22 protein-coding genes, 1 rRNA gene and 1 pseudogene are annotated in these 25,847 nt (G+C 60.4%); 15 read left to right on the forward strand and 9 right to left on the reverse strand.

Annotated features, from left to right (window positions below; genetic code table 11):
• The first annotated feature begins 192 nt into the window (after positions 1–192).
• Positions 193–308 (forward strand): 5S ribosomal RNA (rrf, locus tag FBY01_RS18355).
• Between the two features lie 114 nt (positions 309–422).
• Here the strand turns inward: rrf and FBY01_RS18360 are convergent.
• The gene (locus FBY01_RS18360) at positions 423–1,346 is read right to left on the reverse strand and encodes a TIGR03571 family LLM class oxidoreductase (RefSeq protein WP_010458390.1); all 924 of its coding nucleotides are present in this window, start codon (positions 1,344–1,346) and stop codon (positions 423–425) included.
• A gap of 273 nt (positions 1,347–1,619) precedes the next feature.
• On the opposite strand from FBY01_RS18360, the gene mrdA reads away from it, so the two are divergent.
• The 6 genes and pseudogenes from mrdA to FBY01_RS18390 all read left to right on the forward strand — a co-directional run bounded on the left by mrdA (position 1,620) and on the right by FBY01_RS18390 (position 9,684).
• On the forward strand, positions 1,620–3,512 hold the full coding sequence (gene mrdA / locus FBY01_RS18365; protein ID WP_145308869.1) for a penicillin-binding protein 2: 1,893 nt from the start codon (positions 1,620–1,622) through the stop codon (positions 3,510–3,512).
• A gap of 143 nt (positions 3,513–3,655) precedes the next feature.
• Positions 3,656–3,862, forward strand: a pseudogene (locus tag FBY01_RS18370) (histone deacetylase family protein); the annotation flags it as partial.
• A 246-nt stretch (positions 3,863–4,108) separates the two neighbouring features.
• Positions 4,109–6,013: a sigma-54-dependent Fis family transcriptional regulator gene (locus FBY01_RS18375; RefSeq protein WP_145308871.1), complete on the forward strand. Its 1,905-nt coding sequence runs from the start codon at positions 4,109–4,111 to the stop codon at positions 6,011–6,013.
• On the forward strand, positions 6,013–7,731 hold the full coding sequence (locus FBY01_RS18380) for an ABC transporter ATP-binding protein (protein WP_010458394.1): 1,719 nt from the start codon (positions 6,013–6,015) through the stop codon (positions 7,729–7,731). The genes FBY01_RS18375 and FBY01_RS18380 overlap by 1 nt, the downstream gene beginning before the upstream one ends.
• Positions 7,721–8,398: a S8 family serine peptidase gene (locus FBY01_RS18385; RefSeq protein ID WP_010458395.1), complete on the forward strand. Its 678-nt coding sequence runs from the start codon at positions 7,721–7,723 to the stop codon at positions 8,396–8,398. Before FBY01_RS18380 ends, FBY01_RS18385 begins: the two co-directional genes overlap by 11 nt.
• Entirely contained in the window at positions 8,395–9,684 is a 1,290-nt protein-coding gene (locus tag FBY01_RS18390) for an NAD(P)/FAD-dependent oxidoreductase (protein ID WP_010458396.1), read from the forward strand. Before FBY01_RS18385 ends, FBY01_RS18390 begins: the two co-directional genes overlap by 4 nt.
• A gap of 50 nt (positions 9,685–9,734) precedes the next feature.
• Here the strand turns inward: FBY01_RS18390 and FBY01_RS18395 are convergent, their stop codons facing one another.
• The gene (locus tag FBY01_RS18395) at positions 9,735–11,225 is read right to left on the reverse strand and encodes an aldehyde dehydrogenase (protein ID WP_145308873.1); all 1,491 of its coding nucleotides are present in this window, start codon (positions 11,223–11,225) and stop codon (positions 9,735–9,737) included.
• A gap of 274 nt (positions 11,226–11,499) precedes the next feature.
• On the opposite strand from FBY01_RS18395, the gene FBY01_RS18400 reads away from it, so the two are divergent.
• Positions 11,500–11,754 carry a DUF1652 domain-containing protein gene (locus FBY01_RS18400; protein WP_077748918.1) on the forward strand — a complete coding sequence of 85 codons (255 nt, stop codon included), beginning with the start codon at positions 11,500–11,502 and terminating at the stop codon, positions 11,752–11,754.
• Between the two features lie 45 nt (positions 11,755–11,799).
• Here the strand turns inward: FBY01_RS18400 and FBY01_RS18405 are convergent, their stop codons facing one another.
• Positions 11,800–12,156 carry a hypothetical protein gene (locus tag FBY01_RS18405; RefSeq protein WP_083374665.1) on the reverse strand — a complete coding sequence of 119 codons (357 nt, stop codon included), beginning with the start codon at positions 12,154–12,156 and terminating at the stop codon, positions 11,800–11,802.
• Between the two features lie 345 nt (positions 12,157–12,501).
• Between FBY01_RS18405 and peaA the strand changes: the two genes are divergently transcribed.
• The 4 genes from peaA to peaD all read left to right on the forward strand — a co-directional run bounded on the left by peaA (position 12,502) and on the right by peaD (position 17,062).
• Complete coding sequence (gene peaA, locus FBY01_RS18410) at positions 12,502–14,082, forward strand: quinohemoprotein amine dehydrogenase subunit alpha (protein WP_145308875.1); 1,581 nt, start codon at positions 12,502–12,504, stop codon at positions 14,080–14,082.
• A gap of 81 nt (positions 14,083–14,163) precedes the next feature.
• Entirely contained in the window at positions 14,164–15,594 is a 1,431-nt protein-coding gene (gene peaB, locus FBY01_RS18415) for a quinohemoprotein amine dehydrogenase maturation protein (protein ID WP_010458403.1), read from the forward strand.
• A 1-nt stretch (position 15,595) separates the two neighbouring features.
• The gene (qhpC, locus tag FBY01_RS18420; RefSeq protein ID WP_008027961.1) at positions 15,596–15,919 is read left to right on the forward strand and encodes a quinohemoprotein amine dehydrogenase subunit gamma; all 324 of its coding nucleotides are present in this window, start codon (positions 15,596–15,598) and stop codon (positions 15,917–15,919) included.
• A gap of 24 nt (positions 15,920–15,943) precedes the next feature.
• Positions 15,944–17,062 (forward strand): quinohemoprotein amine dehydrogenase subunit beta, encoded by a 1,119-nt coding sequence (peaD, locus tag FBY01_RS18425; protein WP_145308877.1) that lies wholly within the window; start codon positions 15,944–15,946, stop codon positions 17,060–17,062.
• Between the two features lie 135 nt (positions 17,063–17,197).
• On the opposite strand, the gene FBY01_RS18430 is transcribed toward peaD, so the two are convergent.
• Positions 17,198–17,599: a lysozyme inhibitor LprI family protein gene (locus tag FBY01_RS18430; RefSeq protein WP_145308879.1), complete on the reverse strand. Its 402-nt coding sequence runs from the start codon at positions 17,597–17,599 to the stop codon at positions 17,198–17,200.
• Positions 17,600–17,872: 273 nt separating this feature from the next.
• Here FBY01_RS18430 and FBY01_RS18435 point away from each other — a divergent pair, with 273 nt between their 5' ends.
• Both FBY01_RS18435 and FBY01_RS18440 read left to right on the forward strand, forming a co-directional pair.
• Complete coding sequence (locus FBY01_RS18435; protein ID WP_077748914.1) at positions 17,873–18,361, forward strand: SRPBCC family protein; 489 nt, start codon at positions 17,873–17,875, stop codon at positions 18,359–18,361.
• A 7-nt stretch (positions 18,362–18,368) separates the two neighbouring features.
• Positions 18,369–19,169: an aminoglycoside phosphotransferase family protein gene (locus FBY01_RS18440; protein ID WP_145308881.1), complete on the forward strand. Its 801-nt coding sequence runs from the start codon at positions 18,369–18,371 to the stop codon at positions 19,167–19,169.
• A 468-nt stretch (positions 19,170–19,637) separates the two neighbouring features.
• On the opposite strand, the gene inhA is transcribed toward FBY01_RS18440, so the two are convergent.
• Positions 19,638–20,315, reverse strand: a complete 678-nt coding sequence (gene inhA, locus FBY01_RS18445; RefSeq protein WP_145308882.1) for an isonitrile hydratase — start codon at positions 20,313–20,315, stop codon at positions 19,638–19,640.
• A gap of 88 nt (positions 20,316–20,403) precedes the next feature.
• Between inhA and FBY01_RS18450 the strand changes: the two genes are divergently transcribed.
• Positions 20,404–21,387, forward strand: coding sequence for a GlxA family transcriptional regulator (locus tag FBY01_RS18450; RefSeq protein WP_145308884.1), 984 nt, complete (start codon positions 20,404–20,406; stop codon positions 21,385–21,387).
• Here FBY01_RS18450 and FBY01_RS18455 read toward each other — a convergent pair.
• The 4 genes from FBY01_RS18455 to FBY01_RS18470 form a co-directional block, all read right to left on the reverse strand.
• Positions 21,356–22,258: an alpha/beta fold hydrolase gene (locus tag FBY01_RS18455; RefSeq protein WP_145308886.1), complete on the reverse strand. Its 903-nt coding sequence runs from the start codon at positions 22,256–22,258 to the stop codon at positions 21,356–21,358. The two genes, FBY01_RS18450 and FBY01_RS18455, sit on opposite strands and share 32 nt — an antisense overlap.
• A 58-nt stretch (positions 22,259–22,316) precedes the next feature.
• Positions 22,317–22,706 (reverse strand): hypothetical protein, encoded by a 390-nt coding sequence (locus FBY01_RS18460; RefSeq protein WP_145308888.1) that lies wholly within the window; start codon positions 22,704–22,706, stop codon positions 22,317–22,319.
• Between the two features lie 326 nt (positions 22,707–23,032).
• Positions 23,033–24,859, reverse strand: a complete 1,827-nt coding sequence (locus tag FBY01_RS18465; protein ID WP_145308890.1) for a glycoside hydrolase family 15 protein — start codon at positions 24,857–24,859, stop codon at positions 23,033–23,035.
• On the reverse strand, positions 24,852–25,640 hold the full coding sequence (locus FBY01_RS18470; protein ID WP_145308892.1) for a glucose 1-dehydrogenase: 789 nt from the start codon (positions 25,638–25,640) through the stop codon (positions 24,852–24,854). The genes FBY01_RS18465 and FBY01_RS18470 overlap by 8 nt, the downstream gene beginning before the upstream one ends.
• Between the last annotated feature and the right edge of the window lie 207 nt (positions 25,641–25,847).

A 25,847-nucleotide genomic window follows, 5' to 3' on the forward strand; every position in this document is an offset into this window, starting at 1 on the left:
TAACCAATACTAATTGCCCGTGAGGCTTGACCATATAACACCCAAGCAATTTGCTGACCTGAAAGGGCACCAGATTGCGGTGTGTGAAGACGAAATGAACCGAAAGTTCGATTGTTCACAAACACCGAGATCTATCACATACCCATTCGCTGGAGCGTGTGCCGTAAGGCAAACGACCTGGCTACCGAATTTCTTGACGACCATAGAGCATTGGAACCACCTGATCCCATCCCGAACTCAGCAGTGAAACGATGCATCGCCGATGGTAGTGTGGGGTTTCCCCATGTGAGAGTAGGTCATCGTCAAGATTAAATTCCGAAACCCCTATCTGCGTATGCAGGTAGGGGTTTTGTTTTGTCCGCAGGAAAGTGGTGTGACAAAAAAGGATAGCCGACGGGCTATCCCAGGTTTCAGCAGCATCGTTAGTGAAACTTCGGCAGAACGTATTCAGCTATCTCTTCAATAACCTCTGCCACAGGGCGTTCGCTACGACGCATGTGCAAGCCGACATGCTGCACACCAGCCTCACGTAACGCCTGAAGCTCATCAATCAAGGCCAGCCGTCCACAACTGCCACCGAAGCGCACACGTCGCATGGGGGTATGAGGATTAGCAGTCAGGTCCAAGTGTACGAAGCTGATATAAGGCTTATCGCCTCCAACTTCCCGCCACAGCCCCACTCGACGTCGGTGCTCATCCGGCGTACCAGGGTAGGCGAGCCAACCATCCATATGCTCACCAATCCAGGCCGGTGATTGTTGACCAAGACCTGCAACCAGCAGTGGCATAGGCTGATCTCGCTCCGGCAACAGGCGAGCGCCCTCAGGTAAACGACCTTCTCCCTGGCTGCGGATCAATTCAACCGTATCGCGAAAGATCTCCCCGCGCTGATCGTAATCCACCCCAAACAACGGATACTCCATCGGCCGGTCACCACTGGCCACCCCAAGGAGCAGACGCCCGTCACTCAGTTCATCAACACTGTTGGCGGCCTTGAGCGTTAGCCAAGGCTGACGCAATGGCAGCACAACCGCTGCTGTACCGAGCATGATGTTCTCCGTAATCCCGGCCAAATACCCAAGGTAAGAAAAGGTCTCAAAGACCTGTGCAGCGTCGCCAAAGTTGGGGTCGTAAACCGGCACATCACGTACCCAAAGTGCGCGAAAACCGGCGTTGTCAGCCAAACGTGCCATCGCCGCGTGCTGCTTCAAGTCGGGGACGCCAAAAGGCCGATCCTGAGCGATCCGCAGCCGCTGTCCATCACTGGACCAATCGTTATCCAGCGGCAGTTCCAGTCCGATGGAAAATCCATTCGAGCCGAGTAATCGTTGAAATCGTGGATGCATGAAAAGACTCCCAAACAACAAAATGGAATGACATGCACCCAGTATCTACAGGCTCATCTACAAGAAAAATGCATGAATCGGAATATCAATCTTGAGCAAAACGCACAAGTCAAAGAAAAAGCCGACCGTTGTTTTGACCCTCAAGGACAACCATTCGAGAAAATCCCACTAAAGTGACTGCACAGTTTTTGGTATGGTGCAGCTCGTTTTTTAACGGATTGATTTGCAGGCCTAAGGATCGCCCTCTTTTTTAGTCATAGAGCCGCTACAGAAATGCCCGAACCGATACCCATCAAGGACCACGAAAAAGAGACGCGTCTGGTCAACAAGCGGCTGATCGCCTGCGCCTTGTTCGTCGCCGCCATTTCCTGCGCGCTTGTGGTGCGCATGTATGTCCTGCAAGTGGTCGAATACGACTATCACTCGACCATCTCCGAAAACAACCGCGTCCATGTCCTGCCGATCACCCCGACCCGCGGGCTGATCTACGACCGCAACGGCGTAGTCCTCGCGGATAACCGTCCCAGTTTCAACCTCACCATCACCCGCGAGCGCGCCTCCGATGTCAAAGAGGAGCTCGATGAGGTGGTCAACCTCCTGCACTTGCCAGCCGAAGACCGGACACTGTTCGACAAGGCCATGAAACAGGCGCGCCACCCGTTCGTGCCGGTTACTCTGTTCTACGAGCTCAGTGAACAGCAAATCGCGGTTCTCGCGGTCAATGAGTTCCGTCTGCCGGGGATCGATGTCGAGCCCCAGTTCGTGCGCCATTACCCGTTTGGCGCACACTTTGCGCACTCGATCGGTTACGTTGGTCGTATCAACGAAAAAGAATCCCAAGCCCTCGACACGGTGGAGTATCGCGGCACCCAATCCATCGGCAAGACCGGCATTGAAAAATTCTACGAGTCGCAATTGCACGGCCAGGTGGGTTACGAAGAAGTCGAAACCAATGCCCAGGGCCGCGTACTGCGAGTGCTCAAGCACACCGATCCGATCCCCGGCAAAAACATTGTCCTGAGCCTGGACGTCAAACTTCAGGAAGCGGCCGAGGAAGCCTTGGGTGATCGTCGTGGTTCGGTGGTGGCGCTCGATCCGTCGACCGGTGAAGTACTGGCCATGGTCAGCAAGCCCAGTTTCGACCCGAACCTGTTCGTCACCGGCATCAGCTTCAAGGAATACGCGGCGCTGCACGACTCCATCGATCGGCCGCTGTTCAACCGCGTTCTGCGCGGCCTCTACGCGCCAGGTTCGACCATCAAACCCGAGGTGGCCATTGCCGGCCTCGACGCTGGCGTCGTCACCCCTCAGACCCGCGTCTTTGACCCCGGTTATTACCAGCTCCCGGACTTTGATCACAAATACCGTAACTGGAACCACAGCGGCGACGGCTGGGTCGACATGGACGCGGCGATCATGCGCTCCAACGACACCTACTTCTATGACCTGGCCCACAAGCTGGGCATCGATCGCCTGCACGACTACATGGCCATGTTCGGCCTCGGCGAAAAAGTCTCGCTGGACATGTTCGAAGAGTCTGCCGGCTTGATGCCGTCGCAAGCGTGGAAGCGTGCCACGCGCCGTCAGGCCTGGTTCCCGGGCGAAACCGTGATCCTTGGCATCGGCCAGGGTTATATGCAGGTCACGCCGCTGCAGCTGGCCCAGGCCACCGCGCTGATTGCCAACAAAGGTGTGTGGAACCGACCGCACCTGGCAAAGACCGTGGATGGCGTAGCGCCGGTGGACGAGCACCCTATGCCGAACATCCTGCTCAAGGATCCGCGTGACTGGGAGCAGGTCAACCATGGCATGCAGATGGTGATGCACGACGCCCGCGGGATTGCCAGAGCCGCCGCGCAGGGCGCTCAGTACCGCATTGCCGGCAAGAGTGGTACCGCGCAAGTCGTCGCGATCAAGCAAGGCGAGCGCTACAACCGGGCGAAAACCCTGGAGCGCAACCGCGACAATGCCTTGTTCGTCGGCTTCGCCCCGGCCGAGCACCCGAAGATCGTCATCTCGGTGATGATTGAAAACGGTGAGGCCGGTGGTCGCGTCGCCGGCCCTGTGGTGCGGCAGATCATGGACGCCTGGTTACTCGATCAGGACGGCCATCTCAAGCCGCAATACGCCACGCCGAGCAAAGCTCCGGGCGACCCTCACGTCTAAGCGCTCAAAGCTTCACAGCACAGTCTCGCGAATACTGAGCATGTGCTGTGAAGCTCGAGGAAGACCGTTTCGGCTTGACTCATCTCCTGCTCGCGGGTTCACAACAGCTGAATATCGAAACCCACCACCCCATCCTCCGGCGGCTGGTGCTGTCCCAGGGGTTCGATATTTTCGAACAGGACCCGCAGCGCAAAGTGGCAGTGACCCGTGAAGGGTTTGCGGTGTTGGGCGAACGGATTCGTAGCCTTGGGTTGCCGTGTCTGATTGTGCAGGAGGGCGGGTATCACCTGGAGAGTCTTGAGGACAATGCCCGGGCGTTTTTTGTGAATGCCGAGGTGTGGCAGCTCTGAGATCATTGGGGCCAGGTACGTCGCCTTCGCGGGCAAGCCTCGCTCCTACAGGTTTTTTGCCTGGAGGGAAATTTTGGTTCGCCTCAACCCTGTAGGAGCGAGGCTTGCCCGCGAAGAACGATGACTCGGTCCACCTGACAGAACACAAGTGCTGTAAGGCACTTGCCATCGCCCTGACGTTAACGTAAAGATTGCGGCAGGGCGCTGAACTTGAAAGGCGCAAAGCGGACCGATCCGGAGCGCTTGATGACGCTAATAAAAACACCTTCTCCCAAGCTGCACCGCGAAGCCCGGCTGGCCCGGGAAAAACTCCATCTGGAGGGCGAAGTCCCCGATGGTGTTCTGCGGGCAGAAATCGATGCGTCGTGGCGGCGAAGCCTCAGCCATGGCGTGCATTTCAACGCCAAGCACGAACTGGCGCTGGAATCGAGCGCCAGCCTCGACGTGCTGTTGGCAAGCAATCGCCTGCTGATCGACGCCGCATTACCGGCCATCGACTACCTGGCTGAACGCCAAGGCAAGGAAGGCCTGATCATCCTCGCCAACTCCGACGCCACCATCCTCGCCGTCGAAGGACGCGCCGACCGCCTCAAGAACAGCGGCCTGCAAGACATCACCCTGGGCGCCTGCTGGAGCGAAGCCGCTCGTGGTACCAACGCACTGGGCACCGCACTGGTGGAAGCCCGGCCGACGATGATCGATTGCGGCGAGCATTACCTCGATCGTCTCAGCGATTTCTCCTGCACATCGGTGCCGATCCATTGCCCCCAAGGCGACATCCTCGGCGTCCTTGACCTGACCCGCGAAGGCCCCCTCGGCCGCGTTCATGACAGCACCGCGTTGCTGGCCATGGCCGTCAGCCAGATTGAAAGCCGCGTGTTCAACGCCAGTTACCCGGACGAAATCGTCCTCGCGTTCCACAGCCGTCGGCAATACCTTGAATCCCCTTGGCAGGGCCTGCTGGCGGTGAGTCTCGGCGGACAGATCCTGGCGGTCAGCGCGCAAGCCTGTCAGTTGCTGCGTGCCGAGCGTTCGGCCCTGGTCGGTCGGCGTTGCGAAGAGTTTCTCGGTGTCGATGGCCTGCAATTGCTGTCCCGTCTGCATCAAGGTGGCGTCGGCAGTTTGCAGACCGCCAAAGGCGAATTCTTCTACAAAACCCTGCGGGCGCCGCAACGTTCCATCAACGTCAGCACACCGCCGCGCAGCCCCGCGAAAACCGCCAAGCCACAACCGGATCTCGAATCCCTGGCCGGCAGTAACGTGCGTTATGCCCGGGCCTTGCGCATGGCCCGCCAAGGGCTGGCCAATGAATTGCCGGTGTTGCTGCTCGGTGAAACCGGCACCGGTAAAGAAGTCATCGCCCGTGCGCTGCACATGGCCGGAACCCGCTGTGACAAACCTTTCGTTGCGGTGAACTGCGCGGCAATCCCTGAAGGCCTGATCGAGTCGGAACTGTTCGGCTACCGCGAAGGCGCCTTCACCGGCTCCCGTCGTGGCGGCATGATCGGACGACTGCAACAGGCCCACGGCGGCACCTTGTTCCTCGACGAAATCGGTGACATGCCGCTGGCCTTGCAGGCCCGTCTGCTGCGGGTGTTGCAGGACCGTAAAGTGGCGCCGCTGGGCGCGGGCGAAGAACAAGACATCGATGTCGCGCTGATCTGCGCCACCCACCGAGACCTCAAGCGTCTGGTCGAAGAAAAGCACTTCCGTGAAGACCTGTTCTACCGGGTCAACGGCATCAGCGTGATGCTCCCGGCCCTGCGCGAGCGCGAGGATTTCAGCAGTTTGGTTGCTCGTCTGCTGGCCAAACTTGATGCCCCGACGATGGTCCTGCATGACGATCTGAGCCACTTGCTCGACGGCTATCATTGGCCGGGCAACATTCGCCAACTGGAAATGGTCCTGCGCACCGCGCTGGCCATGCGCGAACCCGGGGACACGGTGCTCACCCTCGACCACCTGCCCGACAGCATGCTCGACGAACTGACCGCCACTCAACGCCCGGCATCGGGCAGCATTCGCGAAAACGAACTGGAGCTGATCCGCCAGGCCCTGGACAGCCATCAGGGCAACGTCTCGGCCGCCGCCGACGCCTTGGGCATCAGCCGCGCGACCCTGTATCGCAAGCTCAAACAGTTGCGTTCGTGATGCAGCGCTTGATCGTTCGGCTGATCGACAGCCAGAACCCCGAAGCCCTGCAAGCGGCGTTGCGTTGGCTCTACAGTTTTGTGCGCCCGCATCGATTGGCGATTGCCGGGCTGCTCGGCTTGTCGGTCTGCGCTTCGTCGCTGGTGCTGGTGCAGCCGTGGCTGACCAAACTGTTGATCGACGATGGCTTGCTGGCGAAAAACTTCCCCATGCTGGTATTGATTGCCGGATTGATGATTCTCGCCGGGCTGCTCGGCACAGCGCTGTCGGGGATCAATCGCTACCTGCACACGCGACTGTCCGGGCGGATTCTGTTCTCGCTGCGCGACGACCTTTATCGACATCTGCAAACCCTGTCACCGAGCTTCTATGGACAGCGGCGCATCGGTGATCTGATGTCGCGCCTGGATGGCGACGTCGCGGAGATCCAGCGCTTCGCTGTGGATTCGCTGTTCTCGGCGGTATCGAGCGTGGTTGGCCTGGTGGTGGCGGTGGCGATGCTGCTGACCCTGTCGTGGAAACTTTCACTGCTGGCATTGGTGCTGATTCCCCTCGACATCCTCTGGCTGCGCTGGATGCGGCGTAAAGTCGAGCGCGATGTACGGCAGTTGCGCGAGCGCTCGGCGGACATGTCCTCGTTCATGGTCGAGACCTTGCCGGTAATGAAATTCATCCAGTCTGCCGGCCAGCAACAACGTGAATCGCGCCGTCTGGAGTCGCTTGGTCAAGGCTATATGAGCCAGCTGCTGCGCCTGCAAGTCACCGAGTTTTTTACCCAGGCGGTGCCCGGCACGCTGACGTCATTGTCCCGGGCCTGTGCGTTTTTGATTGGCGGTTATTGGGTGGTGCAGGGGACCTGGCAACTGGGCGCGCTGATCGCGTTTTCCACGTACCTGGGGATGGCGGTCGGACCGGTTCAGAGCCTGCTCGGGCTCTATGTGGCGATTCAGCGGATGACCGTCAGCCTCGGCCGGGTCATGGAACTGCGCGGTGAAGAACCGACCGTGCTAACACCGGTTGAACCCAAGCCGATGCCGACCTCTGGCGAGTTGCGTTTCGACGACGTGCACTTCAGCCATCCCGGTCGTCCGACGACCTTGCGCGGCATCGAAGCGCGAATTCCCTATGGCTTGAAAGTCGCCCTGAGCGGCGGCTCCGGCGTCGGTAAATCAACGCTGATCGATCTGCTGCAACGCCATCACGATCCGCAAGCTGGCCGGGTGCTGCTGGGCGAGGTCGATCTGCGTGAACTGGACCTGTTCCAGCTGCGTCGGCGGATAGCCGTGGTCAGTCAGGACATCGTACTGTTTCGCGGCAGCCTGGCCGACAACCTCGCTTACGCGGTGCCGGACGCCAGCCGTGAAGCGATTGCCGAAGTCGCAAGGCTGGCGCAACTCGACAGCCTGATCGAATCGTTGCCCGAAGGTCTCGACAGTCCGTTGGGCGAACGCGGCCAGCAGTTGTCCGGCGGGCAGAAACAGCGGATCGCCATCGCCCGGGCGTTGTTGCAGGATCCGCTGATTCTGGTGTTGGATGAAGCGACCTCGGCGGTGGATGAAGCCACCGAGCGCGAAGTCATCGAGGCCATCGACCGACTGTTTGCCGGGCGCACGCGGATCCTGATCAGCCATCGTCCTTCCACGCTGGCTGATGCTGATGTGCGTTTTGAATTGCTCGACGGCGTACTCATTTCAAAAGCGGTGCTGCATGAAGCCTGAGCTAAGGATTGGCGTAGTCGACAGCGGACATTCGGCGGCGCAACGGGTGCAGGTGATCGCCGGACGGCGCTTTTCGCTGCTGGAAGATGGCCTGGCCGAAAGCGACTTGCGTGACGACCCGCTGGGCCACGGCAGCGCGGTGATCGAAGCCATCGGGCGGCGAGCCCCTGCGGCGGTGTTTTGCGTGGGGCAGGTGTTTGACCAGCGCGGCGTCACCAGCGCCTTGCAGATTGCCAGCGCTATCGACTGGCTGGTGGCGCAGGATGTTCGCTTGATTAATTTGAGCCTTGGATTACGCCAGGATCGCAGCCTGTTGCGCGAAGCCTGCGCAGCGGCGGTGGCGCGGGGCATTTTGTTGTGTGCCTCCAGCCCGGCCCAGGGCGAGGGTGTGTATCCGGCGAATTATCCACAGGTGCTGCGCGTCACCGGCGATGCGCGTTGCGCCGAGCATGAATGGTCGTGGCTCAACAGTGCCCAGGCCGATTTCGCGGCGTGCGTGCATGGGACCTATCCGGGACAGTCCGGTGCGAGCCTTGGGTGTGCGGCGTTGAGCGGACATATTGCGAGTTTCCTGGTTGCCCATCCCGACGCGAGTAACGAGCACGTCATCGAGTGGCTGCGCGAGAACGCCCGCTATCGCGGCCCTGAACGGCGCTTCGGCGCATGATTGTGATTCTTGGCGCTGGACCCGCCGGGGCGGCAGTCGCCCTGGGTTTGCGGCGACTCGGTTATGCGGTGACCCTGGTCAGCGAGTGGCGCCGGTTTGCGGCACTGGAAGGCGTTTCGCTTCGGGTGCTGGAGGCCCTGCGCGGCGCGGGCCTGCAGCAGGCGTTGGCGGATGCGGCGTTGCCCTCCCAGCGGCAGGTGTCGTGGAACGGTCAGCAACATGCGCAGAACATCGAATTTCTGTTGGATCGCCCGAGTTTCGACCGAGGTTTGCGCGAAGACCTGCGTCTGGCAGGTGTTGAGCTGATCGAAGGGCGGGTGCTGAGCGTTCAGGCCTCGGCGGTGGGGCATCGGGTCGAGATTGAAGGGCGCCAGGCGCTGTTTGCGGATTTTCTGGTAGAAGCCCGCGGACGCCAGGCGCCCGCACTGGGCAAAGGCCTGCGCGGGCCGGAGACGGTCAGCCTGCTCAATCGTTGGCAAGGCACGCCGGGCAGCACCGCCAGCGCGGTGGAAAGCCTTGAGGACGGCTGGGCGTGGATGGCGCGGCGGGCCGACGGTCAGTGTTATTGGCAATGGACGGTGGACGTGACCAGCGCGCAATTGCCGGGCAAGGCGACGTTGCTGGATTACTGCCGCGCACGGCGTCAGGGTTCTGCATGGGCGCGTGAGTTTTTCGGCGCCGGGCCTGAGACCGATCTCCAACTGCATGCGCGCAGCAGCACGGCGATTTTGAGTCCGCAGGTCTGTGGTGATCACTGGATCCGGGTCGGCGATGCCGCGATGGCGGTGGATCCGCTGTCGGGCAATGGCATTTTCCAGTCCTTGTCTTCAGCGTTACAGGCGCCCACGGTGATCAACACGTTAGTGCGTAAACCGGAGCGGGCGGCGCTGGCCCAACGGTTTCATCAGCAGCGGGTGGAGCAGCTTTTTTTGCGCTTTGCGCGGATCGGTCGCGACTTTTACGCCGATGAGCAGAGGTGGCTGGAGCAGCCGTTCTGGCAGGCACGGCGGCAGTGGCCGGATGCTGAAGTTGCCCATGCCGAGGCGGATTTTGCGGCGTTGAGGATTGAGCGGGCGCCGGTGTTGAAAGATGGGTTTGTCGATGACGCCGAGGTGGTGATCACGGCGGATCAGCCGCTGGGGATCTGGCATGTGCAGGGGGTTGAACTGGCGCCGTTGGTGCGGCGGTTGCGGACCGAACCGGCCGAGCAGGTGCTGGCGGGGTTGACGGTGGAGCAGGGGCGGATGGTTCGGAGTTGGTTACTGTCGCAAGGCTTCAAACCCTAACCGATCGTTCCCGCGCAGAGCGTGGGAACGATCAGCGAAGAACGGCGCTATTACAACTTGATCAACACCGACTTCAACTCGGTGTAATGCTCAATCGCCGCATACCCCATCTCCCGCCCGACCCCGGACATTTTGTACCCGCCAAACGGCAACGCCGGATCGAGCGCGCTGTGGCAGTTGACCCACACCGACCCCGATTTGATTCGCGGAATCATCCGGTGCACCGCCGCCAGGTCGTTCGACCAGATACTCGCGCCCAGCCCATAAGGACTGTCATTGGCCATGCGCAACACATCGGCTTCATCATCGAACGGAATCGCCACCAGCACCGGGCCGAAGATCTCTTCCTGCACTAGCGAGTGCTTCTGGTCGACATCGACAATCACCGTCGGCTTGACGAAAAACCCTGGCCCGAACTGCTCGCCGCCGCAGGCGATGGTCGCGCCACTTTCCCGGCCTTTTTCGATGTACCCGTACACCCGTTCCTGCTGGCGAGCGGAAATCAGCGGCCCCATCTCGACGCTTGGGTCCAGACCGTTGCCGAGTTTCATGGCATTGGCGATGTCGGCGATGTCCGCCACCACATTGTCGAGATGCTTGCGCTGCACATACAGCCTGGAACCGGCGCAGCACACCTGGCCCTGATTGAAGAAAATTGCGCTGGCGGCCCCGGCTGCGGCTGTTTTCAGGTCGGCATCGGCCATGACGATGGTTGGTGATTTGCCGCCCAGTTCAAGCGTGACACGGGTCATGGACTCCATGGCGATCTTGCCGATCTGCTTGCCCACGGCGGTGGAGCCGGTGAAGGTCAGCTTGTCCACCAGAGGGTTGTGGGTCAGCGCCGAGCCGGCGGTGATGCCGGTGCCGGTGACCACGTTGAACACGCCCTCGGGGTACCCGGCTTCCAGCACCAGTTCGGCCAGTTTCAGCGCGGTCAGCGGGGTTTCGTCGGCGGGTTTGAGCACCACGGTGCAGCCGGTGGCCAGGGCCGGGCCGAGTTTCCAGCAAGCCAGCAGCAGCGGGAAGTTCCAGGCAACGATGGCACCCACCACACCTACCGCTTCGCGGCGGATGAAACTGTGGAACTGATCGTTGGGCATCAGCGGCAACGACACTTCAACGCTCGAGCCTTCGATCTTGGTCGCCCAGCCCGCCATGTAGCGCAGGAAGTCGATGGATAACTGCACGTCCATCACCTGGGCCACCGCTGCGCTTTTGCCGTTGTTCAGGCATTCCAGTTGCGCCAGCAGTTCGGCGTCGCGTTCCATCAGGTCGGCGAGTTTCCACAACAGGTTCTGCCGCTCTCGTGGGCGGGTGCGGGTCCAGGTCGAATCATCGAAGGCCTGACGAGCGGCCAGCACGGCGCGGTCGACGTCCTCGGGCGTTGCCCTTGGCACGACGCACAGCACTTCCCCGGTGGCCGGGTTGTGCAGGGGCATGGTCTGGCCGTCGGCAGCCTCGACCCAGTCACCGCCGATAAGCATGCGCGGGGCGCGCTGGATGAACGCCGAGGTGGCGGGAAGCAAATAAGGGAGGGGCATGGCGAGACCTCTTGTTGTTCGTGAGAACGGAGGCTTTCGCAATGGCTGTGCCAAGTGCCAAGAAAGGCAGGGACGCCCTTGGTCGGCGGGGTTTTGGCGGCTCATGGGAACAGCGGACACAGAGGGGGTTGTTGCAAATTGCGACAACTATGAGACGACGAGCGACCTGCTGCGACCTTGAGACACCCACTTTAGGAGACTAGAATTTTCTGGCTCGGTGGATGAAGCGATGGTCCGTTCATCCGGCCAACCATCTGGCGTGAGGGAGGTAACGATGTTCCTTTCAACCCTGGAAATTCAAAACATCATTGAACACAGTATGTTGCCCGCTGTGTGCACATGCGTTATGGAGGCAGACCAGTCCCTGACGATCCGGGTCTGTGACTGCATGACAGGAAAAGTGGAACTGATCGCCACTAACGTCCCCATATGGAACTTGAACAGTCCCCATGACATTGCTGTACTTGTGGCGGATATTCAGCAAAAAATCGAGGCTCATAAAAGCATTTCCTCGACATTGGCCAGTTGAACCGGCGTTCCCCGCAACACGCAAGTGTTGCGGGGACGTGGCGGATCAGGAATGTATCTTCCGCGAAATCTCTTCAAACGTGGCGCCATCTACGGCAGCCAACAGCTTTTTGTCATCATTGAGCGTCGCCAGAAAGGTCACTTCGGTCTCCTTGCCGGCCAACATGAACCCGGCGAGGGCGCCGATGGGCCCCAGCAACATCGCGCCCGCCACGCCGAAGCCGATGGCGTCCTTGATGTTGTTGATCGATTCCTGGTTAGCGACTTCCACACGCTTGAACGCTGAGAGCGGGAGGGTGATGCCGGGCCACGGGTGAAGCGACGTTCTAAGGGTAAAAACGCCGTCTCTGTACTCTCCATCACCCTGCAGAAAGTCCCCCGCCAGGACAGTGATGCTTGCCATTTTGTTTTCCCCTGACTGGCAATCGGTGAATCACCATTTCGCACCCGCCTGCATTGGCCGTCAATCGTCGGGCGATGAACTGTTCCGGCCGGGGCATCTATGCTTGTCTCAGGTTGCAACACCTGTCGCGATATTAGACGCAGGCGAACCCGCCCAGCCTCGATTCGCGGGCCTTGTCTTCGTGTAACTGCTTGATAAGAAAGGCTATCGGCAAGCTGGCACGCTCCGTGTATTGCTCATTGCAGACGTTTCTCTTGCCTCCGTCAGCGGTGCGCCGCCGACGGCAGAAACCATAAAAACGATAAGCCACAAAAATAAGAAAGCACTGTGCGAGGTTCGACGTTGATGAAGAGAAGACTCCGATCAGGCCTGAGCGCCAGTCTGCTGGCCGTGGCCGCGTGTGTGGCGCTGCATTCGCCATACAGCCTGGCAGCCCGCGACGCCCAGACCATCCTCAAGGAAACCTGTCAGGGCTGTCACACCCCCGAAGCTGACAATGCCCTGAGCCGCATCAGCCACCAGCGAAAAACCCCGGAAGGCTGGCTGATGAGCATCGCCCGGATGCAGACCATGCACGGTTTGCAGATCAGCGATGACGACCGCCGCACTCTGGTCAAATACCTGGCCGACACCCAAGGCCTGGCGCCGAGTGAAACCGATGGCGTGCGCTATGCGCTGGAGCGCCGACTCAATACCGTCGAGAAGTTCGACGACCAGACCAGCCAGATGTGCGGCCGCTGCCACTCCGGTGCGCGAGTCGCTTTGCAACGGCGTCCGGCCCAGGAATGGGAGCGCCTGGTGAACTTCCACCTCGGCCAATGGCCGTCACTGGAATATCAGGCGCTGTCTCGTGACCGCGACTGGTTCGACCTGGCTCGAAAAGACATGGTGCCGCTGTTGGCCAAGCGTTACCCGCTGGACAACCCGGCCTGGAAAAAATGGCTGAGCAGCGCACCGAAAGCCGAAGCGCTGGTCGGCGACTGGAGCTTCAGCGGTCACTTGCCGGGCAAGGGTGAATTGGCCGGGGTGATGAGCGTCTCGGCCGATGGCAGCGACACCTTCAAGGTCGGCGTCAAAGGCCGATACGCCGACGGCAGCCCGTTCAACGGCGAGGGCAGCGCGATTCTCTACACCGGTTACGAATGGCGCGGCAACGTGACCATCGACGGCGTGACCATGCGCCAGGTGTTCGCGGCCCAGGGCAATGCCATGCAGGGGCGGATGTTCGAGGCCGAGCACGATGAGCGCGGTCTGGACTTCGTCGCCACCAAACACGGCAGCAGTCGTTTGCTGGCGGTGCAGCCGGGTTATTTGAAGGCAGGTACCGAAACGGAAGTGACCCTGATCGGCAGCGGTCTCACCGGTAAACCGAACTTCGGCAAAGGCGTGGACGTGGTGGAAGTCGTCGAGCAAAGCCCTGATCGCATCAAGGTCAAACTCAAGGCGGCCGCCAGCGCCCAGCCGGGGCTGCGCAACGTCACCGTTGGCACGCTGAAAGGTCCGACCCTGTCGGTCTACAGCAAGATCAACCAAGTCAAAGTCGTGCCCGAGTTCTCGGTGGCACGGATCGGCGAGGGCGGTGGTTCGACGCCGAAAGTCCAGGGCCGTTTCGATGCCGAAGCCTGGGGCAAGGGTGCAGATGGCAAGCCGTATCGCATCGGCGTGTTCCCGGCGCAGTGGTCGGTCGAAGCCTTCGACGATCGCGCCAAGGAAGACGAAGACGTCAAGTTCGCCGGCACCATGCAGGCCGACAGCGGCGTGTTCACACCGGGCGATGCCGGGCCGAACCCGCAACGCAAGATGTCCACCAACAATGCCGGCAACCTCAAGGTGATCGCCGCCGTCGACGACGCAGGGAAATCCCTGACCGGCGAAGGCCACATGATCGTCACCGTGCAACGCTGGAACAATCCACCCATTCCATGAGTTCGCTGATCCCTAAGGCTTCAGACACTTTTTTGGAATGACCGCAGGCCCCGTCAACCGGGGTTTGCACAGGAGGTTGCAATGGGCGCTATTTTGAATCTGGTCGAACGGAACCTGCACGAAGTGCACGTCGATGCCGACCGCATGCTGTTTCATATCCCCAGCAGTTCGCTGTTCGCCAGCGATGAGCTGACGGGCACCATCATCGATACCTTGCGCGGTCCCGGCTGTTCGTCGGAGGACCTGATCCAGCGCTTGGCATCGCGTTTCAACGGCGAGGAAATCACTGAGACCCTGCGCGAGCTGATGTCCCTGGAACTGGTCAGCGACGGCTCGCCGCTGACCCCGGACATCGGCACCAAACGGGTCGAGCGCACGGCGATCAATACCGTGGTGCTTAACGTCAACACCGGCTGCAATCTGAGCTGCACCTACTGCTACAAGGAAGACCTCGACAAGCCCTCGGCCGGCAAGAAAATGGACGTCGAAACAGCCGTCGCGTCGGTGGAAATGCTGCTGCGCGAATCGCCGGATGAAGAGCGCTTCACCGTGGTGTTTTTCGGTGGCGAGCCGCTGAGTAATCGCAAGCTGATCGAGTACATGGTCGACTATTGCGAGAAGCGCTTCCGCGAGGCGGGCAAGTTCGTCGAGTTCGTCATGACCACCAACGCGACGCTGCTCACCGAAGAGACCGTGGACTACCTGAATGCCCACCGCTTTGGCCTGTCAGTCAGTATCGACGGACCGAAAACCGTGCACGACCGCAACCGAATCACCGTGGGCGGGCAGGGCACTTACGACGTGGTGCGGCGCAAGGCCGAGATGCTGCTGTCGCGCTACAACAGTCGTCCGGTGGGTGCCCGGGTCACGTTGACCACCGGCGTCACCGACGTCGAAACCATCTGGGATCACCTGTTCAACGAACTGGGTTTTGCCGAGGTCGGCTTCGCCCCGGTGACCTCCGGTGACATCAGCACCTTCAACCTGTCCAGCGACGAGCTGATCGAAGTCTTCGCCAGTATGAAGAGACTTGGTCGGCGTTACCTGGAAGCGGCTCTGGAACACCGCAACATCGGTTTCTCCAATCTGCACCAGCTGATCACCGACATCCACGAAGGTCACAAAAAAGCCCTGCCTTGCGGCGCGGGCCTGAAGATGTTGGCAGTGGATCACAAGGGCGAATTGAACCTGTGTCATCGCTTTACCGGGTCGAGCCTGCCGACCTTCGGCAACGTCCACAGCGGTGTAAAACAGGTGGAGTTGAATGACTTCCTGTCCCAGCGCCTGGACCGTACCAACACCGGCTGCGAAGACTGCCAGATCCGCAACCTGTGCTCCGGCGGCTGCTACCACGAGAGTTACGCCCGGTACGGCGACCCGACCCACCCGACCTATCACTACTGCGAACTGATGCGTGACTGGGTCGACTTCGGCATCGAGGTCTACACCCGGATCATGGCCCACAACCCTGCGTTTATCAGCAGCTACATCACTCCGCGCAAGGCTCACTGATATGAAACATCTCAAGGCAATCAATAACAAAGCGTTGAAACTGGATGAGGCCGCGGCCGAAAACCGTATCGAAGAAGTGGTGGCGATGAGCTCTGTCGCGGGCTGTGCCTCGACCACTGACCCAGGTTGGGAAATCGATGCGTTTGGCGGGGTGTCGTCGCTGTGCCAGCCGATGGAAGCCGACCTGTATGGCTGCTCCGACCCTTGCTGGTGGCCTGCCCAGGTGCCCGACATGATGAGCACCTACCCGGACTGGAACAAGGATGCCCAGGCGTCCAACGACAACTGGCGCAACCTCGGCACTGTCTTCCCGAAAGACAAGTGATCGGACATGAAGAAGGATTCCAGCATGCATCGCATTAAAGCCTGCGGCCTGGCCGCGTTCGCCGTCCTGAGCGTCTGTTCAATCAACGTTCTGGCCGATGGAAACACTGCATTACAAGCGGGTCACGAGTACATGGTGACCACCAATTACCCGAACAATCTGCACGTGCTCGACCTGGCGACGGACACCTTGTTCAAGACCTGCAAGATGCCGGACGCCTTCGGTCCGGGCACTGTGCAGTTATCGCCGGATCGCAAGACCGCTTACGTGTTGAACAATCACTACGCGGATGTCTACGGCGTCGAGCTGGACAGCTGCAAGCAAGTGTTCCACGCCAGCATCACCCAGAAACCCGGGGAGAAAGCGAAGTCGATGTTCGCCTTTACCCTTAGCCACGACGGCAAGGAACTGTTTGCCATCGCCAACCCGACGTTGATGCTCAACGACCGCTACGAAGTGCAGCAACCGCGGCTCGATGTCTACGCCACCGACGCCGGCCTGGACGCCAAGCCCGTGCGCAGTTTCCCGGCGCCACGGCAGCTGACCATCATGCAGAGCGGTGACGACGGCACGCTGTACGTGGCGGGGGCGGATGTCTATAAGGTCGACGTGAAGACCGGCAAGTTCGACGTGCTGATCCCCAGTCGTCATTGGAAACGGGCGAACTACAGCGCGCCGGACGTGCTTTACGTGTGGAACCAGCAGACCTATCGCCATGATTTCTCGCTGCTCTACACCGCCGCGAAATTCAAGGACAAGAAACAGGATCCGGCCACCGCTGAATACCTCTACGGGCTGTTCAGCATCGACCTGAAAACCGGCAAGACCGAAACCACCGACTTCGGCCCTCTGACGGAAATCTACTTCAGCGGCATGCGCTCGCCCAAGGATCCGAACCTGATGTTCGGCGTGCTCAACCGCCTGGCCAAGTACGACATCAAGGAGAAGAAAATGCTCCAGGCGGCAACGCTGGATCATTCCTACTACTGCATTTCCTTCAACAAGGACGGCAGCAAGATCTACCTGGCGGGGACGTTTAATGATGTGGCGATCTTTGATCCGGAGAGCATGAAACAGATCGGCAACATCAAGTTGCCGGGGGGGGACATGGCGATCACGACGGCGCAGATATTTGTCCGGTAACGTGTGGCGTCTGAACTGACGCCTTCGCGGGCAAGCCTCGCTCCTACACGGTCGCCTCGCACCCAATAGTGCGATCACTGCGAACCTGTAGGAGCGAGGCGTGCCCGCGAAGAGGCCCTCAGCGTCACCGAAGTGTTACACCCCAGGTACCGGGCAACCCATATCCCCTTCCTGACACTTCAGATAATTCTTGAAAGTCTCCACCCGCGCCTTGGTCAATTCATTCACGCAGTTGCTGTAGATCAGCGGATACACACTCCCGCCTTCCACCCCGGCACTCGCGAACTTGCACTCGGCATCCCGAAACGCAATCCACGAACGCTGTGCCCCGAGCAGCAGCTTTTTGCTGTCCGGGTTGCTCTTCAAGCGCTGGGTGATCTGCTGGTAAAGCGCATTCAACTCTTTGTCCGCCGCCTTGTGCTGCTGCGCCGCGCATTGATTCATCGTGGCCTGGTCGGTGGCGTTGTCACAGTCCGCCGCGTGGGCGACGGTGGTGAACAGCAAAGGGGTCAGGGCCAGGAGGAAGCGTGGGTGCATAGTGATTCTCGCTGTGATGGGTAAACGTTGAGATGCAGTGTAGCGAAGAGGGTGGTCAACCAATAACGAAGTCAGGTGTAACCTCTTTAGCCAAGGGGCTAGCCTGCGTCAACGGTCCGCGTACTGTGCCAGGCATTCGGCTGCGAGCCAGAACTTCCCACTGGAAATGCAGCCGAATATTTCAGACATGCTTGATAACAACGCCCCCTTGATACAACTTTAAGGTTGGTCTTGTGGTCTTACAGGCCTACTGTTCAGTACAGGAGGTGACTTATGAACCCAGCATCAGATCGCATCGAAAGGAAAATCCTGCTCAAAGTACCGCGCTCGCAGGTGTGGCGCGTGCTGGCCAATGCCGAGGCCTTCGGGCAGTGGTTTGGCGTGGCGCTGGAGGGCAAGCGCTTTGTCGCCGGTGAATGGACGCAGGGGCAGATTACTTACCCGGGTTATGAGTACCTGCTGTGGAATGTGCTGGTGGAGCGGGTCGAGCCGGAGCGGGTGTTTTCGTTTCGCTGGCATCCCTATGCGGTGGAGCCGGACACCGATTATTCCCAGGAACCCACCACGCTGGTGAAGTTCGAGCTCGAAGACATGGATGAGGGCACGTTGCTGAAGGTCACCGAGTCCGGTTTTGATCACATCCCGCAGACGCGCAGGCTCAAGGCGTTCCGTATGGACAGCCGTGGCTGGGATGAGCAGATGAGCAATATCGAAGAATTTCTGAAAACCGGCGCCAAGGCTCGCGAGCGTCAGGAAGAGTAAAGGCTGCATGTTTGAAACCTGGTTGAAACGCTGGGCCCTGGCGCCGGACGGCGAACCGATCATCACGCCCGGCAGTCGTTTGCTGCCGGTACGGATGGGGGATTTGCCGGCCATGTTGAAGGTCGCCGTCGATGCCGAGGAAAAGTTCGGCAATCTACTGATGACCTGGTGGGACGGCGAGGGCGCCGCGCGGGTTTACGCTCATCATGGCGATGCGTTGGTGCTGGAACGTGCCGAGGGCGATCGATCGCTGATGCACATGGCGCTCAACGGCCAGGATGACGAGGCCAGCCGGATACTGTGCACAACGCTGGCTCGTTTACACGCCCCGCGTTCATCATCGCCGCCGCCCCTGATTCCCTTATGGTCATGGTTCGCTTCCTTGCGCATGGCCGCCGAACAGCAGGGCGGCACTTACTTGCTCAGTCTGAAAGCCGCCGAAGCGCTGCTCGCCGAGCCGCAGGATGTGGTGGTTTTGCACGGCGATATGCATCACGACAATGTTCTGGATTTCGGCCCGCGAGGCTGGCTCGCTATCGATCCGAAGCGGGTGATCGGCGAGCGCGGGTTCGACTACGCCAACCTGATCTGCAATCCCGATTTGCCGACGGCTAATGATCCGCAGCGCTTCAAAAAACAGATCGAGGTCGTGGCCCAGGCCGCGGGGCTGGAGCGTCAACGGCTGCTGCAATGGGTGTTGGGGTTTGCCGGGTTGTCGGCGGCCTGGTTTCTCGAGGATAAGGATGAGCTTGCGGCGCAAGGTCAGCTGCAGGCCGCTGAACTCGCGGCTTTCATGCTGATTGGCTGACGCGTCTAAGGGTTTTCGGAAGGGCGGGTATAGCGAATGTCTTACACGCGATGGTAGCTATGTCGTCTATTGCACATTGGATCCGAAGCGTAATCTAGCTTCATCAACTGAAGCACAGGAAGTGCTCCAGGATCACGGATGATCGACCATTAGCAAGGATTCGCTGCCGACAGGGAGTCGATATGGTCTTGGGAAAACCCGCTTCGGCGGGTTTTTTTTCGCCTTTTGAAAACTGTAGTGTTCGTGTGGATTTTTGATCTTATGGTCAAAGGCTTACACCGGCTGACGGGTATGTCGTCTTTTGGTGCTTCACCATTGCGCTTATTCTGGATCCATCAACTGAAGCACAGGGAGTGCTCAGGATCAGGGATGATCGACCATTGGCCAGGATGGCTGCCGACAGGATGTCGAAAATGGTCTTGAGAAACCCGCCGAGGCGGGTTTTTTTTCGCCTGTCGAAAAGTACTGCTACAGCCTGGCCGCCGCCCGTCCAGTGATCTGCGCCCTTTGCTGCAGGGATGGCGCCGCCCGCCGATGCGCTTCTGCCAATACGCTCGGCGGCGCTGTTTCAGGGCTGCCGGACTGGAACGGCGGTGCCGGCGCGTATTCCAGCTGCAACTGCACCAGCTCGGCCGTGTCCTTATCGAACAACTCGGCCGCCAGGGTCAGGGCAAAATCGATCCCTGCGGTAATCCCGCCACCGGTCAGCAGATTTCCGTCACGCACGACGCGATCCTTCACCGGTATTGCCCCCAAAGGCCCCAGCAATTCGTGATAAGCCCAGTGCGTGGTCGCGCGTTTGCCTTTCAGCAGACCGGCCGCGCCGAGCACCAGCGCGCCGGTGCACACCGACGTGACATAACGCGCGTTAGCCGCTTGGGCCTTGATAAACGCCAATGTCTGCTCATCCTCCATCAACGGCCCGACGCCGCTGCCCCCGGGAATGCAGATCACATCGAGTGGCGGGCAATCATCGAAGGTCGTGGTCGACTTCAGCACCAGCCCGGTGCTCGAAGTAACCGGCACCAGGTCCTTCCAGATCAGATGCACCTTCACGTCCGGCAGCGAGGCCAGCACGTCGTAAGGGCCGGTGAGGTCCAGTTGTTGAACCTGTGGAAACAACAGAAAACCGATCTGCAACGTCATGGTGTTTTCTCATGAAGTGGGTGGACGGCTTCACTCTAGGCTCGTAGGATCTGGCGTATACGCCAATAACCCCACGAATTACGCCAATATGCCAAAAACCATTCATGTGCTCGCGTTCGCCAATGTGCAATTGCTCGACGTCACCGGGCCGTTGCAGGTGTTTGCGTCGGCCAACGACATCGCCCGTCAACAAGGCTTGCCGGCGCCCTACGCGCCGACGGTAATTGCCAGCGGTGGCGGGGTGGTGATGTCGTCGGCGGGGCTGGCGCTGTTAGCCGAGCCGTTGCCCGAGCAAGGCAGCGACACCTTGATCATCGCCGGTGGTTGGGGTGTTTACGCGGCGGCGGAGGATGAGTCGCTGGTGGCCTGGGTGCGTGAACAGGCGACGGCATGTCGGCGGGTTTCATCGGTGTGCACCGGGGCGTTCTTGCTGGCGGCCAGTGGTTGGCTTGACGGGCGGCGTGTGGTGACGCACTGGACCCGTTGCGAGCAATTGGCGCAGAAACATCCCCGGTTGCGGGTCGAGCCCAACCCGATCTTTATCAATGACGGCCCGGTCTGGACCTCGGCCGGCGTTACGGCCGGCATCGATCTTTCATTGGCGATGGTCGAAGAGGATCTCGGTCGCACCATGGCCCTGGACGTCGCTCGGCAACTGGTGGTGTTCCTCAAGCGCCCGGGCGGTCAGTCGCAGTTCAGCGTGACCTTGTCTCTGCAAAAGGAAGGCAGCCGGTTCGACGAACTTCATGCCTGGATCAGCGAAAATCTCACCATGGACCTGGGCATTCCGACACTCGCCTTGCAGGCCGGCATGAGCGAACGCAGCTTCGTTCGCCATTACCGCGCCGACACCGGCCAGACGCCGGCGCGGGCCATCGAGCTGATCCGGGTCGAGACCGCGCGACGCTTGCTCAGTGATACCGGTCTGCCGATCAAACGGGTGGCGGTGCAGTGCGGGTTCGGCAGTGAAGAAACGCTTCGCCGCAGTTTTCTGCGGGCCATGGGCGTAACGCCGCAAGCCTATCGCGAGCGGTTTTCTGTCAGCGCTGAAGCAGATCCAGTAATGCCTTGAGCGTCGCTTCGGGTGCTTCTTCGGGAATGTTGTGGCCGACGCCCGCCAGCACTCGCCGCTCATAAAACCCAGAGAAATGTTCAATGTCCTCATCAATCTCCTCGGCCGGTCCGACGCCATCGTCGGCACCACACAGGGAAATCGTCGGGACGCTGATCGACGGTTGCCGGGTCAGCGCTTCTTCCATCCACGCCAGTGCCGGGTCCCCTGGCGCATACATGAAGCGGTGACGGTACGAGTGAATCACCACCTCGACGAAATCCGGGTTGTCGAAGGCTGGCGCGCTCAGTGGGTAGCGCTCAGGACCTTTGGCCCAGGTCGGTGACCATAATTTCCAGAGCAATTCGCACAAGTCCCGGCGATTTTTCGTCAGGCCCTCGACACCGCGCGGGGTGTGAAAGTAATACTGATACCAGAGGCGATGCTCGGTTTCCGGGGCCTGTGGCTGGGTGGAGCCGGGAATATTCTGCAGGTTGTAGCCATCGCCCGTCACCAGACAGCGAACCCGCTCCGGCCAAAGCGCCGCGACGATGCATGCCGCCCGACCGCCCCAGTCGTAGCCGCAAAGGGCGGCCTTCGGGAGGGCCAGCGCGTCCATCAAGTCCAGCAGATCCTGGGCGAAGGCGGCTTGCTGGCCGGAGCGCAGGGTGTCGGGGCTGTTGAAGCGGGTCGGGCCGTAGCCGCGCAGGTACGGAACGATAACGCGGTAGCCCCGAGCGGCGAGGGCCGGGGCGATTTCGTCGTAGCCGCGTGGAGAGTAAGGGAAGCCGTGAAGGAGGAGGATCGGGTCGCCGGCGGCAGGGCCGTGTTCTTCGTAGGCGACCGTCAACGTCGGGGTCTTGATGTTCTGGATCAACGCTTCAGTGTTCATCGGACACTCCAGAGGTGTTTGTCAGACGGATGATGCAAAGAGACCAGGTTCCGCCAACTCAGACTTCGACTTCGGCCACCTGATTGAAGTACTTCGACCGGTCCGGCGTAAACGTCACCACCATCCTCGTCCGCGAACACGTCAGAGGCCGCTCTTCACTCAGATCAACATCCAGATCCTCCCCACGCAAACCCTGCCACTGGGCCAGGTATTTGAGGGATCCGTACTTTTCGAGTTTCTTCAGGCTGCGGCTGACGCCACCTTTCCAGCCCAGCACCGGCAACTTACCGACGAGGCAGCGTTGGGCGAGTTCGGGGAAACGGGCGGCGCGTTGGCGGCCGATTTCCCAGCATTTGATCAGGCCTTTGTCGTGGGCCTCCCACAGTTCATCGCGGTTCAGGCCTGAACGCAGAGGGGTGTCGATGGGGCGGTGGATACGCTGGCTCATTCTGGTTCCTTGAATTCGGGTTTTATCGGGCAGCTCCGCTGCACCCGTTGACGGACGATGGTAGGGGGGGATGTAACGGCTGGCAACAAACGTTTTCGGGCCGTTGGAATGAGCGGTTTCGGGTGATTGGGCAGGTTTGTTTAATGGTTGTAGGAGTCTGGACCCTACCGCTCACTTTTTCCGCGGGTATTCAGCCAGTCCTGTGCGATGGCTGATGACGTCTTCGCGAGCAGGCTCGCTCCCACAGGTTTGGTGTCGTTCACAAATAGCGTGTTTGACACAAATTCTGTGGGAGCGAGCCTGCTCGCGATAGGGGCAACGCGGACTCAAGGCTGCCAGTAATTTTTCTCCCCACTCAATTTCCGATCCAGAAAGCTGGCCGCGCTGATCAGCGCCAGGTGCGTCAACGCTTGCGGCGTGTTGCCCAGGTGTCGCCCATGGCTGTCGAACTCTTCGGCGTATAAGCCCAGCGGGTTGGCGTACCTGAGCAATTGTTCAAACTCCAGGTGCGCCTTTTCCACCTGGCCTGCCCGGGCCAGGCATTCGACGTACCAGAACGAACACGCAGCAAAGGCGCCTTCGGTGCCGTTGAGGCCGTCGATCTGGCTGTCTTCGTTGCGATAGCGGTAGACCATGCCGTCGCGCACCAGGGTTTTCTGGATGGCTTCGAGGGTCGATAACCAGCGCGGGTCCTTGGCGCTGACGAAGCGCACCAGCGGCATCAGCAACATCGAACCATCCAGCGTGGTGCCGCCGATGTGCTGCACGAAATGCCCGCGTTCTTCGTTCCAGAAGTTGTCCCAGATGTCGGCGTAGATCGCTTGACGGGTCTGATCCCAGCGGGAAAACGGCGCGGGCAGGGAGCGTTTGGAGGCGAGTCGAATGGCCCGGTCCAGGGCCACCCAGCACATCAGTCGCGAGTGCAGGAAGTGATGCTGTTCGCCGCGCATTTCCCAGATGCCCACATCCTCTTGCTGCCAGGTTTCACAGACTTGGTCCACCACGCCCACGGCGTGTTTCCAGCCTTCATGGGAGATCGCGTCGCCGTATTTGTTGACCAGGTACACCGCGTCCATCAGCTCGCCGAAGATGTCGAGCTGGACCTGGTCATACGCTTGATTGCCAATGCGCACTGGCGTCGCGCCGCCATGGCCGGACAGATGCGAGAGCTCGGTTTCCGGCAGTTCCTGGCGCCCGTCGATGGCGTAGAGGATGTTGAGTTTCATCGGTTTGCCGTGGCAATCGCTGACCCGCCCGCGCAGCCAGCGCATGTAATCGTTGGCTTCCTGAACGAAGCCCAGGCGCATGAACGCATAGACGGTGAACGAGGCATCGCGGATCCAGGTGTAGCGGTAGTCCCAGTTGCGTTCGCCGCCGGGTGTTTCCGGCAGGCCGAACGTGGCCGCCGCGAGGATCGCGCCGTGTTTGCGCGAGGTCAGCAGCTTCAGGGCCAGGGCTGAGCGGTTGACCATTTCCCGCCAGCGACCACGGTAGTTGGACTGACCGCTCCAGTCGCGCCAGAACTTCAGCGTGCGTTCCAGGCACAACCCGGCCGCGCCTTCGTTGAAACGTGGGTCGTCGATGCCGCCGAGCAGGAATTCCGCGCTCTGATCCTGTTTGAGGGTGAATTCAGCGACGGCCGCGTTGCCGTCGATACGCAAGGTCTGATCCGATGCCAGGCGCAGAGAGGGCTGATCATCGGCCTCGAATGCCACGTCTTTGGCATCCATGCGTGCGTGGGTCCTGGCGCGAGCGTAGTCATGCCGCACGGCGCAGCGCATGTGAAACGTTGCCTGGCCGCTGACCACCCGGACCCGGCGCATCAGCACCGGCAGATCATCTTCGCTGTCGCCGATGGGCAGCAGGTCGGTGACCTCGACCACGGCGCGCTCGCTCAGCCAGCGGGTTTGCAGCACGTTGGTGTCGGGCAGGTAAATCTGTTCGCGGCGCGCATCAGGCAAGTCCGGCGATAGCTGGAAAATGCCTGCCTCGGGCGTGTCCAGCAGCGAGCAGAAGATCGACGGGCTGTCGAATTCCGGCCAGCAGAAAAAGTCGACGCTGCCCTTGTCATTGACCAGCGCCGCGCTGCGCATGTCGCCGATGATGCCGTGGGCGTCGATGTTGCTTTGTCGCTCGGGATGATGATCAGCCATTGCCGCGAAACTCCGGATAGAGGCTCATGCCGCCGTCGATGAACAGGGTGGTGCCGACGATGTAGTCCGACGCATCGGAGGCGAGGAAGACCAGCGCGTTGGCGATGTCCTCGACTTCACCGACCCGACCGTAAGGAATAAGTTTGAGCAGTTGCTCCTCGTTGGCATCGCGATTGATGTCTGTACGAATCGCCCCCGGTGCGATGCCATTGATGCGGATGCGCTGGTGGCTGACTTCCTGGGCGAGGGTTTGCATCAGCATGTCGACGCCGCCCTTGGACGCGGCGTAATTGACGTGGCCGGCCCAGGGAATGCGCTGGTGCACCGAGCTCATATGAATAATCTTGCCGGCGGCCCGGGACACGCCTTCGCGAATACCCTGACGGTTGAAAATACGCAGGGCGGCGCGGGCGCAGAGGAACTGTCCGGTGAGGTTGACGCCGATCACCTGGTTCCAGTCGGCGAGGGTCATGTCCACCGCCTTGGCGTCTTTTTGCATACCCGAATTGGCCACCAGAATGTCCAGCGAACCGAACGCCTTGAGGGTTTGCGCGAACAGCCGTTCGACGTCTTCTTCTTTGGAAACGTCGGCACCGATGGCGATAGCCCGACCGCCTTCAGCGTTGATCTGCCGGGCCAGTTCTTCGGCGGGTTCAGCCTGGGAATGGTAGTTGATCACCACCGCGGCCCCGGCGGCGGCCAATGCCTTGGCGGCGCCTGCGCCGATGCCTGAGCTGGCACCGGTGATGAGGGCGACTTGTTGGTCGAGGGAAATCTGCATCAGCGTGAGCGCCTTGAGTGTGAGGGCTTAATTAGCTGACTGACGGGGGCTGGCGAGAGTTCACGTCGAACCATGAAAGTTTCGTCACCTGACCGCGTGACACCTGATCGTTCCCACGCCGAGCGGGGGGAACGATCAACGTGTGAGGCCTTCACATTCAACCAACAATTGCCTGCTTTCCCCTCGGTTCGCCTTATGGCAACTTGC

Source organism: Pseudomonas sp. SJZ077 (assembly GCF_007993905.1).
GTDB lineage: Bacteria > Pseudomonadota > Gammaproteobacteria > Pseudomonadales > Pseudomonadaceae > Aquipseudomonas > Aquipseudomonas mandelii.

Coding starts and splice junctions, on each gene's coding strand:
- FBY01_RS18360 (WP_010458390.1), bottom strand. CDS start 1,346: ATGCATCCACGATTTCAACGATTACTCGGCTCGAATGGATTTTCCATC.
- mrdA (WP_145308869.1), top strand. CDS start 1,620: ATGCCCGAACCGATACCCATCAAGGACCACGAAAAAGAGACGCGTCTG.
- FBY01_RS18375 (WP_145308871.1), top strand. CDS start 4,109: ATGACGCTAATAAAAACACCTTCTCCCAAGCTGCACCGCGAAGCCCGG.
- FBY01_RS18380 (WP_010458394.1), top strand. CDS start 6,013: ATGCAGCGCTTGATCGTTCGGCTGATCGACAGCCAGAACCCCGAAGCC.
- FBY01_RS18385 (WP_010458395.1), top strand. CDS start 7,721: ATGAAGCCTGAGCTAAGGATTGGCGTAGTCGACAGCGGACATTCGGCG.
- FBY01_RS18390 (WP_010458396.1), top strand. CDS start 8,395: ATGATTGTGATTCTTGGCGCTGGACCCGCCGGGGCGGCAGTCGCCCTG.
- FBY01_RS18395 (WP_145308873.1), bottom strand. CDS start 11,225: ATGCCCCTCCCTTATTTGCTTCCCGCCACCTCGGCGTTCATCCAGCGC.
- FBY01_RS18400 (WP_077748918.1), top strand. CDS start 11,500: ATGTTCCTTTCAACCCTGGAAATTCAAAACATCATTGAACACAGTATG.
- FBY01_RS18405 (WP_083374665.1), bottom strand. CDS start 12,156: ATGGCAAGCATCACTGTCCTGGCGGGGGACTTTCTGCAGGGTGATGGA.
- peaA (WP_145308875.1), top strand. CDS start 12,502: ATGAAGAGAAGACTCCGATCAGGCCTGAGCGCCAGTCTGCTGGCCGTG.
- peaB (WP_010458403.1), top strand. CDS start 14,164: ATGGGCGCTATTTTGAATCTGGTCGAACGGAACCTGCACGAAGTGCAC.
- qhpC (WP_008027961.1), top strand. CDS start 15,596: ATGAAACATCTCAAGGCAATCAATAACAAAGCGTTGAAACTGGATGAG.
- peaD (WP_145308877.1), top strand. CDS start 15,944: ATGCATCGCATTAAAGCCTGCGGCCTGGCCGCGTTCGCCGTCCTGAGC.
- FBY01_RS18430 (WP_145308879.1), bottom strand. CDS start 17,599: ATGCACCCACGCTTCCTCCTGGCCCTGACCCCTTTGCTGTTCACCACC.
- FBY01_RS18435 (WP_077748914.1), top strand. CDS start 17,873: ATGAACCCAGCATCAGATCGCATCGAAAGGAAAATCCTGCTCAAAGTA.
- FBY01_RS18440 (WP_145308881.1), top strand. CDS start 18,369: ATGTTTGAAACCTGGTTGAAACGCTGGGCCCTGGCGCCGGACGGCGAA.
- inhA (WP_145308882.1), bottom strand. CDS start 20,315: ATGACGTTGCAGATCGGTTTTCTGTTGTTTCCACAGGTTCAACAACTG.
- FBY01_RS18450 (WP_145308884.1), top strand. CDS start 20,404: ATGCCAAAAACCATTCATGTGCTCGCGTTCGCCAATGTGCAATTGCTC.
- FBY01_RS18455 (WP_145308886.1), bottom strand. CDS start 22,258: ATGAACACTGAAGCGTTGATCCAGAACATCAAGACCCCGACGTTGACG.
- FBY01_RS18460 (WP_145308888.1), bottom strand. CDS start 22,706: ATGAGCCAGCGTATCCACCGCCCCATCGACACCCCTCTGCGTTCAGGC.
- FBY01_RS18465 (WP_145308890.1), bottom strand. CDS start 24,859: ATGGCTGATCATCATCCCGAGCGACAAAGCAACATCGACGCCCACGGC.
- FBY01_RS18470 (WP_145308892.1), bottom strand. CDS start 25,640: ATGCAGATTTCCCTCGACCAACAAGTCGCCCTCATCACCGGTGCCAGC.